The 12,895-nt window shown below is 43.9% G+C and carries 9 protein-coding genes and 1 tRNA gene; all 10 read left to right on the top strand.

Features of this window, described 5'->3' with window-relative positions:
• A partial coding sequence (locus tag ACE01T_RS15510; protein ID WP_489752753.1) for an EF-Tu C-terminal domain-related protein occupies nt 1–295 on the top strand: 295 nt, incomplete at its 5' end.
• A 56-nt stretch (nt 296–351) separates the two neighbouring features.
• A tRNA-Trp gene (locus ACE01T_RS15505) sits at nt 352–427 on the top strand.
• A 73-nt stretch (nt 428–500) separates the two neighbouring features.
• A complete protein-coding gene (gene secE, locus ACE01T_RS15500; RefSeq protein WP_086197256.1) occupies nt 501–941 on the top strand; it encodes a preprotein translocase subunit SecE in 441 nt (146 codons plus the stop codon).
• 7 nt (nt 942–948) lie between these two features.
• Nucleotides 949–1,482 (top strand): transcription termination/antitermination protein NusG, encoded by a 534-nt coding sequence (nusG, locus tag ACE01T_RS15495; RefSeq protein WP_086197255.1) that lies wholly within the window; start codon nt 949–951, stop codon nt 1,480–1,482.
• Nucleotides 1,483–1,600: 118 nt separating this feature from the next.
• A complete protein-coding gene (gene rplK, locus ACE01T_RS15490) occupies nt 1,601–2,029 on the top strand; it encodes a 50S ribosomal protein L11 (RefSeq protein ID WP_034587972.1) in 429 nt (142 codons plus the stop codon).
• Nucleotides 2,030–2,032: 3 nt separating this feature from the next.
• Entirely contained in the window at nt 2,033–2,728 is a 696-nt protein-coding gene (gene rplA, locus ACE01T_RS15485) for a 50S ribosomal protein L1 (protein ID WP_166168483.1), read from the top strand.
• Nucleotides 2,729–3,032: 304 nt separating this feature from the next.
• A complete protein-coding gene (rplJ, locus tag ACE01T_RS15480) occupies nt 3,033–3,539 on the top strand; it encodes a 50S ribosomal protein L10 (RefSeq protein ID WP_086197253.1) in 507 nt (168 codons plus the stop codon).
• A 48-nt stretch (nt 3,540–3,587) separates the two neighbouring features.
• Nucleotides 3,588–3,956 (top strand): 50S ribosomal protein L7/L12, encoded by a 369-nt coding sequence (gene rplL, locus ACE01T_RS15475; RefSeq protein ID WP_086197252.1) that lies wholly within the window; start codon nt 3,588–3,590, stop codon nt 3,954–3,956.
• Nucleotides 3,957–4,260: 304 nt separating this feature from the next.
• On the top strand, nt 4,261–8,349 hold the full coding sequence (gene rpoB, locus ACE01T_RS15470; protein ID WP_180174536.1) for a DNA-directed RNA polymerase subunit beta: 4,089 nt from the start codon (nt 4,261–4,263) through the stop codon (nt 8,347–8,349).
• Nucleotides 8,350–8,496: 147 nt separating this feature from the next.
• Entirely contained in the window at nt 8,497–12,687 is a 4,191-nt protein-coding gene (rpoC, locus tag ACE01T_RS15465; protein WP_180174535.1) for a DNA-directed RNA polymerase subunit beta', read from the top strand.
• Nucleotides 12,688–12,895 lie beyond the last annotated feature (208 nt).

Below are 12,895 nucleotides of genomic sequence, written 5' to 3'. Positions count from 1 at the left end.
TACAATCAAGCCGCACACTAAATTCGATGCAGAAGTATACGTACTTTCTAAAGAAGAAGGTGGTCGTCACACTCCATTCCTTAACGGTTACCGTCCACAGTTCTATTTCCGTACAACTGACGTAACTGGCGCGATTTCTTTGAAAGAAGGCGTTGAAATGGTTATGCCTGGTGACAACGTAGAAATGTCAGTAGAATTGATTCACCCAATCGCAATGGACCCAGGTCTACGTTTTGCGATCCGTGAAGGTGGTCGTACAGTTGGTGCTGGTGTTGTTGCTAAAGTAACTGCATAATAGCAACCATAAGTTGAAATTACAGATCGGGGACTTTAGTTCCCGATTTGTACTGTAGGTCAGTAGTTCAATTGGTAGAGCGTCGGTCTCCAAAACCGAATGTTGGGGGTTCGAGTCCCTCCTGGCCTGCCATTTTTTTAAAAAAAAGCTTGATGCTGGTTAAATTGTCATATAATAAGTCGCGAAGCCTACGACGAGTACAAAAATGTCGAATGATAAATCGCGTGACGCATTAAGCGAAGCGCCAATTCCACAAAGAAATAATTCTGCTGAAGTTGTTAATTCTGGTTCCCCTTTAGATATTGTTCTATGGGTTATCGCATTGATTTTGTTAATCGGTGCAGCCATAGGGGGGCAGTATTTGCCAGCGTATTGGGCACCAGCCAATAGTGTTTGGGTGCGCGTTGGAATAATTTTGGCTTGTATCGTAGTGGCTTTAGGTTTATTATACGCCACCCATCAAGGCAAAGGCTTTGTTCGTTTGTTGAAAGACGCTCGAATTGAGCTGCGTCGTGTGACTTGGCCGACTAAGCAGGAAACGGTATCCACATCTTGGCATGTTCTTGCTGTTGTTGTAATCGCTGCCATTGTTTTATGGTGTTTTGATTACATCTTGGGCTGGTTAATGAAGTTTTTTATCGGGTAAAAGAGCTATGAAACGTTGGTACATTATTCATGCCTATTCAGGTTATGAAAAACAAGTGATGCGTTCACTTAATGATCGAATCCAGCGTAGCGCTGTAGCCGATAGCTTTGGTGAAGTCCTGGTTCCTACCGAAGAAGTGGTAGAGATGAAGGATGGTAAGAAGCGTAAATCAGAGCGTAAATTCTTTCCTGGCTACGTATTAGTCGAAATGGAAATGAATGATGATACCTGGCACATCGTTAAAGAATGTCCAAAAGTATTGGGTTTCATTGGTGGTACAGCAGAGAAACCTGCACCAATTACGCAAAAAGAAGCTGATGCGATTCTTGCGCGTGTACGCAATACTGGTGAAGCACCTCGTCCTAAGACGATGTTTGAGCCAGGCGAAGAATTACTCGTTATTGATGGTCCATTTACCGACTTTAAAGGTGTGGTGGAAGAAGTTCTTTACGAGAAGTCACGTTTGACGTTGACAATCAATGTATTCAATCGTCCAACTCAGGTTGAGCTCGAATTTCGTCAAGTCGAAAAAGCGAACTGATTTAAGTTGGATTGAAAACGCCCGATTTGTTATGGATCGGGCATTGTTGTTGTAACAGTATTGTTACATAAATAGCGTTGGGGAGCCTAGCGGCGTTTGTACCCAGAGGTAATTTGAAATGGCTAAGAAGATTGACGGCTATATCAAGCTGCAAGTTCCAGCTGGTAAAGCGAATCCATCTCCACCGATTGGTCCTGCACTAGGTCAACGTGGTGTTAACATCATGGCATTCTGTAAAGAATTCAATGCTGCTACACAAAAAGTTGAACCAGGTCTTCCAATTCCTGTAGTGATTACTGTGTACAACGACAAGTCGTTCACATTTATCATGAAAACTCCACCTGCTGCTATTCTTCTTAAGAAAGCTGCTGGTATTCAAAAGGGTTCAGCTGTACCTAACAAAACTAAAGTTGGTAAGTTGACTCGTGCTCAGTTAGAAGAAATTGCGACTACTAAAGAACCAGATTTAACTGGTGCTGATTTAGACGCACGTGTACGTACCATTGCTGGTTCTGCGCGTTCTATGGGCTTGGAAGTGGAGCTATAAGACATGGCTAAATTAACTAAACGTCAAAAAGCCATTGCTGCTGCTGTAGAAGCAAACAAAGTTTACACTTTGGAAGAAGCAGTACAAGTTTTAACTAGCCTTCCTGCTGCTAAATTCAAAGAATCTTTGGATGTATCAGTAAATCTAGGTGTTGACCCACGTAAATCTGACCAGGTTGTTCGTGGCGCGACTACACTTCCTGCAGGTACTGGTAAAACTGTACGTGTTGCTGTGTTTGCTCAAGGTGCTGCTGCTGAAGCTGCTAAAGCTGAAGGCGCAGACATCGTTGGTTTTGATGATCTTGCTGAAAGCATTCAAGCGGGTAACCTTGATTTCGACGTAGTAATTGCTGCTCCAGATGCAATGCGCGTTGTAGGTAAACTTGGTACGATTCTTGGTCCACGTGGCTTAATGCCAAACCCTAAAGTGGGTACAGTAACTCCTGACGTAGCTGGCGCTGTTAAAAACGCTAAAGCTGGTCAAGCACGTTACCGTGTAGACAAAGCGGGTATCATCCACGCTGCGATCGGTCAAGTTGGCTTTGAAGCTGCTGCTGTTCGTCAAAACGTTGAAGCTCTTGTAGCTGACCTTAAGAAAGCAAAACCTGCGACTTCTAAAGGTGTTTACATCAAAAAGATCACTTTAAGCTCAACTATGGGTCCTGGTCTTACTATTGATGTAGCAAACGTATCTAACTAAGTTTGACTTAGAAAAGAATTTTAAAGCCCTGAGTAAGTTTTAAAGTACTACTTTAAAACTTACGCAAGAAACGCTTCGTCGTATTTTGCGAACTTAGGCAAACTTTGAATTGATAAATGTAAATTTGTCAGCGTCAAAGACCTCGGGCGAGGGGAGTTCTTTGGAACTCACTTCTTAAAAGTCCAGTCCGAGTAGACGCGGTGGTGTGATTTGTTCATCCTCCGCGTGTAAGTCCAGTGATGGCCTTACGAATTGGGAGTGTACTTCTTTGTAAGTGCATAAATCACCGTTAGGAGGTTTTACAATGGCTCTTCTTATCGAAGGCAAAAAACAGATCGTAGCTGAAGTAGCTGAAGTTGCTTCTACTGCATTTGCTGCTGTTGTTGCTGACTACCAAGGTTTAACTGTTGAGCAATTAACTGCTCTTCGTGTTGAAGCTCGTAAACTAGGTGTTGCTACACGTGTTGTGCGTAATACTTTAGCTAAACGTGCTCTTCAAGATACTCAATTCAATATCTTGAATGACAACCTTGTTGGCCCAACAATCTTAGCTTTCTCAACTTCTGAAGACGACATGGGCGCAGCTGCTCGCTTGTTTGAAGAATTTGCTAAAACTAACAAAGCATTTGAACTTAAAGCTGCTGCATTTGACGGCAAGGTTTATCAAGGTGCTGAAGTTAGCGTTATCGCAAACCTTCCAAACCAAGAAAAAGCGCTTACTATGCTTGCAAACGTTCTTCAAGCTCCTATTTCGAAATTGGGTCGCCTTATTACTGCGCTCAAAGAGAAAAACGAGTCAGAAGCTGCATAAGCTTAAATTTACTTTCACACCATTCAATCCCCATTTGGAGTTATTCTCATGGCTTTAACTAACGAAGAAATCTTAAACGCAGTTGCTGAAAAAACTGTTCTTGAACTTGTTGAACTTATCTCTGCTTTTGAAGAAAAATTCAACGTATCTGCTGCTGCTGTAGCTGTTGCTGCTGGTCCTGCTGCTGGTGCTGCTGTTGAAGAACAAACTGAATTCAACGTTGAGTTGACTTCTTTCGGTGCTAACAAAGTAGCTGTAATTAAAGCAGTTCGTGAAATCACTGGTCTTGGCTTGAAAGAAGCTAAAGACATGGTTGAAGGCGCTCCTTCAGTTCTTAAAGAAGGCGTTTCTAAAGAAGAAGCTGAAGAACTTAAGAAAAAACTTGAAGAAACTGGTGCTACAGTTACTGTTAAGTAATTTCGATCGGGGTCTAATTTTAAATTGACCCCAAAAATTGGCTGATGGCTCTTGGGTCATCAGCCTTTTTGCGTTACAATTATCGGCTCGATTTTTGTTTGATTGGTGTAAAAAAGCATCAATTATTATAATAATCAATAATATCAAACGTTTACCAATATTTTTTATATTTGAAAATATTGCTAAGCGTTTTAATACCACTAAAAATTGCAGCATTTGTAAAAAGTGGTGGCCATATCGGCCTGTGTAATTCCTTCTAGGTCCGTTCTGCAGGCGGACTTAGTTTACTTTCCGAGGACTCCAGATGGCATACTCATATACCGAAAAGAAACGGATCCGTAAGAATTTTGGTAAATTGCCTAGCGTCATGGATGCTCCGTACTTGCTCGCGATTCAGGTCGACTCGTACCGAACATTCTTACAAGATGGCAAAACACCAAAAAACCGCGAAGATATCGGTCTCCAAGCCGCATTTCGTTCAGTTTTTCCTATTGAAAGTTATTCTGGCAATGCTGCTTTAGAATTTGTTGAGTATAGTCTTGGTAAGCCTGAGTTTGACGTGCGTGAATGTATTTTACGCGGTTCAACTTATGCAGCACCAATGCGTGTAAAAATTCGTTTGATCTTAAAAGATCGCGAAACCAAATCAATTAAAGACGTACGTGAACAAGAAGTGTACATGGGTGAAATGCCACTTATGACAGAAAACGGTACTTTTGTCATCAATGGTACTGAGCGTGTAATCGTATCTCAATTACACCGTTCACCAGGCGTGTTCTTTGACCACGATAAAGGCAAAACACATTCTAGCGGTAAAGTTCTTTATTCTGCACGTATCATTCCTTACCGTGGTTCATGGCTGGATTTCGAATTCGATGCTAAAGACCTTGTATATGTTCGTATTGACCGTCGTCGTAAATTGCTTGCGACTGTGGTTCTTCGTGCTTTGGGTTATAGCAACGAACAAATCCTGGATATGTTCTACGAAAAAGTACCTGTGTATCTTGACATGGGTAGCTACCAGATTGACCTGGTTCCAGAACGTCTTCGTGGCGAAATGGCGCAATTCGACATTGCTGACAATGACGGTAAAGTGATTGTAGAGCAAGGTAAACGTATCAATGCGCGTCACGTACGTCAGATGGAAGCTGCTGGTTTAGAAAAACTTTCTGTTCCGGATGAATACTTGTACGAACGTATTGTTGCTGAAGATGTTGCTTTACGTGACGGTGAAGTGATTGCAGCCAATACGGTATTGAGCCATGAGATCATGGTGAAATTGGCTGAAGGTGGCGTAAAACAATTTAACGTATTGTTCACGAATGATATCGATCGCGGTTCATTCATTGCTGACTCTTTACGTGCTGATACAACTACTGGTCGTGAAGAAGCACTGGTAGAAATTTACAAAGTGATGCGTCCAGGCGAGCCACCAACAAAAGAAGCTGCTGAGAACCTGTTCAACAACCTGTTCTTCTCTTCTGAACGTTATGACTTGTCTCCGGTCGGTCGTATGAAGTTCAACCGTCGTTTGGGTCGTCCTTACGAAGTCGGTACTGATCAGAAGTCTCGTGAAGTTGAAGGTATTCTTTCAAACGAAGACATCACTGATGTATTAAAAACATTGGTTGAAATTCGTAACGGTAAAGGTGAAGTCGACGATATTGACCATTTAGGTAACCGTCGTGTTCGTTCTGTTGGTGAAATGACAGAAAACCAGTTCCGTGTTGGTCTTGTTCGTGTTGAACGTGCTGTTAAAGAACGTTTAAGCCAAGCTGAAACTGACAACTTGTCTCCGCAAGATTTAATCAATGCGAAACCAGTTGCTGCTGCAATCAAAGAATTCTTTGGTTCAAGTCAGTTGTCTCAGTTCATGGACCAAAACAACCCGTTGTCTGAAATTACACACAAACGTCGTGTATCAGCGCTTGGGCCTGGTGGTTTGACACGTGAACGTGCGGGCTTCGAAGTACGTGACGTACATCAAACTCACTATGGTCGTGTGTGTCCAATTGAGACTCCTGAGGGTCCAAACATTGGTTTGATTAACTCACTTTCTGTTTATGCGAAATGTAATAACTTCGGTTTCCTGGAAACTCCATACCGTAAAGTTGTAGATGGTCGTGTAACAGATGACGTTGAATATCTTTCTGCAATTGAAGAAGTAGGTACTGTCATTGCACAGGCCGATTCTGCAATTGATAAAGAAGGTAACCTGACTGAAGAATTCGTTTCTGTACGTCACCAAGGTGATTTCGTACGTATGCCTCCTGAAAAAGTGACGCATATGGATGTATCTGCTCAACAGGTTGTATCTGTTGCTGCATCACTTATTCCATTCCTTGAACACGATGATGCGAACCGTGCATTGATGGGTTCAAACATGCAACGTCAGGCAGTACCTACGTTGATCGCCGACAAGCCGCTTGTTGGTACTGGTATGGAAGCAAACGTAGCGCACGACTCAGGTGTATGTGTACTTGCGAAACGTGGTGGTCGTATTGAATTTGTAGACGCGTCTCGTGTGGTAATTCGTGTCAACGAAGAAGAGATGATCGCAGGTGAAGCAGGTGTAGATATTTACAACCTGATCAAATATACACGTTCGAACCAGAACACTTGTATCAACCAGAAAGTTCTTGTGAAACTTGGTGATAAAGTTGGTCGTGGTGACGTTCTTGCGGATGGTCCATCTACGGATGGCGGTGAATTGGCGCTTGGTCAAAACATGCGCGTAGCGTTCATGACCTGGAACGGTTACAACTACGAAGACTCGATCTTGTTATCTGAGCGTGTTCTTCAAGAAGACCGTTTAACGTCGATTCATATTCAAGAATTGTCATGTGTTGCACGTGATACCAAGTTAGGTGCAGAAGAAATTACTGCTGATATTCCTAACGTTGGCGAAGCTGCACTGTCTAAACTGGACGAGTCAGGTATTGTTTACATCGGTGCTGAAGTAACAGCGGGTGACATCCTGGTTGGTAAAGTAACACCGAAAGGTGAAACGCAGTTGACGCCTGAAGAAAAATTGCTTCGTGCAATCTTCGGTGAAAAAGCAGCTGACGTTAAAGACTCTTCTTTACGTGTGTCTTCAGGCGTGAAAGGTACTGTAATTGACGTTCAAGTGTTTACACGTGACGGTCTTGAAAAAGACGAACGTGCTCAAGCCATTGAGAAAGCACAGCTTGATGCTTACCGTAAAGACTTGAAAGAAGAATTTAAAATCTTCGAAGAAGCAGCACGTGAACGTATTGTTCGCCTGTTAAAAGGTCAAGAATCGAATGGTGGTGGTACCACTAAACGCGGTGACAAGCTGACTGAAGAAGTATTGTCTGGTTTAGAGCTTGTTGACTTACTGGATATCCAGCCAAGTGATGAAGCAATTGCTGAGCGTTTAACGCAAATTCAGGTGTTCTTGAAAGAGAAGAGCCAAGAAATTGACGAGAAATTTGCTGAGAAAAAACGCAAACTTTCTACCGGTGATGAACTGACCACTGGCGTATTGAAAGTGGTTAAGGTTTACCTCGCAGTTAAACGTCGCATCCAGCCGGGTGATAAGATGGCGGGTCGTCACGGTAACAAGGGTGTTGTATCCAACATCTTGCCCGTAGAAGACATGCCGCACGATGCCAACGGTGTTCCTGTGGATGTGGTACTTAACCCGCTAGGTGTACCATCACGTATGAACGTGGGGCAGATTCTGGAAACTCACTTGGGTATGGCAGCGAAGGGTCTGGGTGACAAGATCGACAAGATGCTGAAAGAGCAACGCACTGTACTTGAGCTTCGTGACTTCTTGGACAAGATTTACAACAAAGTTGGCGGTCAGCAAGAAGATCTTGACAGCTTAACTGATGATGAAATCTTGGCATTGTCTGGTAATTTGCGTGCTGGTGTTCCTTTAGCAACTCCGGTATTCGATGGTGCTGAAGAATCGCAAATCAAAGAATTGCTTGAACTTGGTGGCATTTCACGTACTGGTCAAACGGTATTGTATGATGGCCGTACCGGTGAACGTTTTGACCGTCCAGTAACTGTAGGTTACATGTACATGCTGAAACTGAACCACTTGGTTGATGACAAGATGCATGCGCGTTCTACAGGTTCTTACTCGTTAGTAACGCAACAACCATTGGGTGGTAAAGCCCAGTTCGGTGGTCAGCGTTTCGGTGAGATGGAAGTCTGGGCACTGGAAGCATACGGTGCAGCTTACACGCTCCAAGAAATGCTTACTGTTAAGTCGGATGACGTTGAAGGTCGTACTCGTATCTATAAGAACATTGTAGATGGTAACCATTACATGGACCCAGGTATGCCTGAATCGTTCAACGTATTGACCAAAGAGATCCGTTCTTTAGGTATCAACATTGAACTGAAAAATGGTGACTAATTAAATCCCCCTGACCCCCTTTTTCAAAGGGGGAAAGTTCCCCTCTTTATCAAAGAGGGGCTAGGGGAGATTCCAAATTTCAGTTAAAAAACAATATTTGTGACCCAGTTGTGAAGTGAAAATCTCCACAACACACGGAGAAAAAAATTGAAAGACTTGCTCGATATCATGCGCAAAAAGACGGATTCTGATGGTCATGCTCCAGTAGAGTTTGATCGCATCCGTATTGGTCTTGCGTCACCAGAAATGATTAAGTCATGGTCTCATGGTGAAGTTAAAAAGCCAGAGACAATTAACTACCGTACCTTCAAACCTGAACGTGACGGTTTGTTCTGTGCCAAAATCTTTGGTCCGGTAAAAGATTACGAATGCTTGTGTGGTAAATACAAGCGTATGAAATACAAAGGCGTCATTTGTGAAAAATGTGGCGTTGAAGTAACAACTGCGAAAGTTCGTCGTGAGCGTATGGGTCACATCGAATTGGCTTCTCCAGTTGCGCACATCTGGTTCTTGAAATCATTACCGTCTCGTATCGGTCTTCTTCTAGACATGACTTTACGTGACATCGAACGCGTATTGTATTTCGAATCTTACGTGGTCACTGACCCAGGTATGACTCCAATGGAGAAATACCAACTTCTGAACGATGAAGAATACTTCACGGCGTTAGAAGAGCACGGTGATGAATTCACTGCAAAAATGGGTGCAGAAGCTGTTCAGGACCTGTTGAAAGACATCGATCTTGAAGCTGAAATTTCACGTCTTCGCGAAGAAATTCCTAACACAACTTCAGAAACCAAGCTGAAAAAAGCGTCTAAACGCTTGAAGTTGATGGAAGCGTTCAAAGAGTCAAACAACAAGCCAGAATGGATGGTATTAACTGTATTGCCAGTTCTTCCACCAGACCTTCGTCCGTTGGTTCCGCTTGAAGGTGGACGTTTCGCGACTTCTGATTTGAACGATCTTTACCGTCGTGTGATTAACCGTAACAACCGTTTAAAACGTCTTCTTGACCTTGCTGCTCCAGACATTATCGTACGTAACGAAAAACGTATGCTGCAAGAGTCTGTAGATGCATTGCTTGATAACGGTCGTCGTGGTCGTGCAATTACCGGTTCGAACAAACGTCCGCTTAAATCTTTGGCTGATATGATCAAAGGTAAGCAAGGTCGTTTCCGTCAAAACTTACTTGGTAAGCGTGTCGATTACTCTGGTCGTTCGGTTATTACTGTAGGTCCAACTTTACGTTTGCACCAATGTGGTCTTCCGAAGAAAATGGCACTTGAATTATTCAAGCCATTCATTTTCGCAAAACTGCAAGCTTCTGGCCAAGCAACAACCATTAAAGCTGCGAAGAAAATGGTTGAGCGCGAAACTCCAGAAGTTTGGGACGTTCTTGCTCACGTGATCCGTCAACATCCAGTGATGTTGAACCGTGCGCCTACACTTCACCGTTTGGGTCTTCAAGCATTTGAACCAACCCTGATTGAAGGTAAAGCGATCCGTCTACACCCACTCGTATGTGCTGCGTTTAACGCCGACTTCGACGGTGACCAAATGGCGGTACACGTACCATTAACACTTGAAGCTCAGTTAGAAGCTCGTGCGTTAATGATGTCGACCAACAACATCTTGTCACCAGCCAACGGTGAGCCAATCATCGTACCTTCTCAGGACGTGGTCTTGGGCTTGTATTACATCACGCGTGATGCAATCAATGCCAAAGGTGAAGGCATGGTGTTCGCGGATACTGATGAAGTAAACCGTGCACTTGCAACAGGTCAGGTAGATTTACACGCTCGCGTTAAAGCACGTGTACACCAGACTGTGATTGACGAAGATGGAAACCGTGAACAGCAAACCATTATTGTTGACACGACTCCAGGCCGCTGTCTGCTTTGGGAAGTTGTTCCTGAAGGGATGGACTTCCAGCAAATCAACGTTGAGATGACGAAAAAGAACATCTCCAAGTTAATTAACTCTTGCTACCGTAAATTGGGTCTGAAAGATACCGTGATCTTTGCTGACCAATTGATGTACCTGGGCTTCCGTCAAGCGACTCGTTCTGGTGTATCTGTTGGTATGGAAGACATGCTCATTCCACCAGCGAAATACTCGATCATCGAAAAAGCAGAAGTTGAAGTTCGTGAAATCGAACAACAATTCGAACAAGGTTTCGTAACTGCCGGTGAACGTTATAACAAGGTAGTCGATATCTGGGCGCGTACCAATGACCAGGTAGCGAAAGCGATGATGGACAACTTGTCTTTCACGACTGTTAAGAACAAACAGGGTGAAGATGAGAAACAGAAATCATTCAACAGTATCTACATGATGTCTGACTCGGGTGCCCGTGGTTCGGCAGCTCAGATTCGTCAGTTGGCGGGTATGCGTGGTTTGATGGCGAAACCAGATGGTTCGATCATTGAAACCCCGATTAAAGCAAACTTCCGTGAAGGTTTGACAGTACTTCAGTACTTCATTTCAACACATGGTGCGCGTAAAGGTTTGGCCGATACAGCACTTAAAACAGCAAACTCTGGTTACTTGACTCGTCGTCTGGTAGACGTAGCGCAGGATTTGGTTATTACCGAGCCGGATTGTGGTACTTATGGCGGTCTGGTCATGACGCCATTCATTCAAGGTGGCGATGTCATCGAGAATCTGGGTGCTCGAGTATTGGGTCGTGTTGTTGCTGAAGATGTGAAACGTGCTGGTTCTGACGAAGTCATTCTTCCACGTAATACTTTAATTGACGAAAAAATTGCTGCCTTCCTTGAAGAAGCAGGTGTCGATGAAGTTAAAGTACGTTCAGTTGTAAACTGTGAATCTACATTTGGCGTATGTGCGAAGTGTTATGGTCGTGACCTTGCTCGCGGTCACTTGGTTAACCCAGGTGAATCTGTGGGTGTAATGGCTGCTCAATCAATTGGTGAGCCAGGTACACAGTTAACCATGCGTACGTTCCACGTCGGTGGTGCTGCGAGCCGAACTTCTGCTGCAAATAGCGTACAAGTTCGTAACAAAGGTACAGTACGTTTCCACAACGTGAAAACAGTACAACATGCCAAAGGTCACCTGGTATCAACTTCACGTTCAGGTGAAATCGGTATTGCAGATGACTTAGGTCGTGAACGCGAACGCTATAAACTTCCTTACGGTGCATCTATCTTGTTGAAAGATGGTGAAGCTGTAGAGGCAGGCGGTATCGTGGCGACTTGGGATCCACATACACATCCACTTGTGACAGAAGTTGCCGGTAAAGTACGTTTCAGCCAGATCGCTGATGGCGTAACTGTGACCTCGAAAACTGATGATGCAACAGGTATGACCACAATCGAAATCTTGCCAGTGACTTCACGTCCTGCGTCAGGTAAAGATTTACGTCCTGCAGTTGTGCTTGACACAGTTGATGGCGGCGAACAGTTCTACTTCTTGCCACAAAACACGATTCTTTCTGTCCGTGATGGCGAAACGATTGGTGTGGGTGATGTCATCGGTCGTGTACCACAAGAATCTTCACGTACCCGTGATATTACCGGTGGTCTGCCACGCGTAGCTGACTTGTTCGAAGCACGTAAACCGAAAGAACATGCAATTCTTGCTGAAATTTCTGGTGTGGTAAGTTTTGGTAAAGAGACCAAAGGCAAGAACCGTCTGGTGATCACTCCGGATGATGGCTCTGAGATTTACGAAGAGCTTATTCCGAAGTGGCGTACGATTAACGTGTTCGAAGGCGAGCATGTGAACCGTGGTGAAACCATTTCTGATGGTCCGCAAAATCCACACGACATCTTGCGCTTGAAAGGCGAAGTGGCATTGACCAACTACATCGTGAACGAAGTTCAGGACGTATACCGTCTGCAAGGTGTAAAAATCAACGATAAACACATTGAAGTCATCGTGCGTCAAATGTTGCGTAAAGTCGACATTACTGACGGTGGCGATACAAGCTTCATCAAAGGCGAACAAGTGGATTACATCCGTGTTATGAGTGAGAACCAAGCTGTTCTTGCACAGAACAAGTTCCCGGCGAAGTTTGAACGTCAATTGATGGGTATTACCAAAGCATCGCTTTCTACTGACTCGTTCATCTCTGCTGCATCGTTCCAGGAAACAACACGCGTGTTAACTGAAGCGGCTGTAACAGGTAAAGAAGATGACCTACGTGGCTTGAAAGAAAACGTTGTTGTGGGTCGCTTGATTCCAGCGGGTACTGGTCTTGCGTACCACTTGGAACGTCGTCGTCAAGAAGCAGAAGCTGCAGAACATGCGCTGGTTAATGACTTCTCTGATGTAGACCAAGCATTAAGCCAAGCATTTAACCAAGAATTCTAATTCGACGTTAAATGACTCAAAAAAGACGCCTTCGGGCGTCTTTTTTTATGCCTCTGTTTTTGAGAGCATATTGGGGATTTTAGAGAGGGAATAAGTTTTTTAAAAAGTAAGCGTCCGCTGAATCCCATACCAATTTTTAATTCGATTCAGGTTTCCAGCAGTGCGGCAGCAATTCTTCAATTTGGGTCACTTTGTGTGTCGGCAGCTT

Source organism: Acinetobacter uliginosus (assembly GCF_044130295.1).
Taxonomy (GTDB): Bacteria; Pseudomonadota; Gammaproteobacteria; order Pseudomonadales; family Moraxellaceae; genus Acinetobacter.
This window is presented reverse-complemented; position numbering and strand designations above follow the sequence as displayed.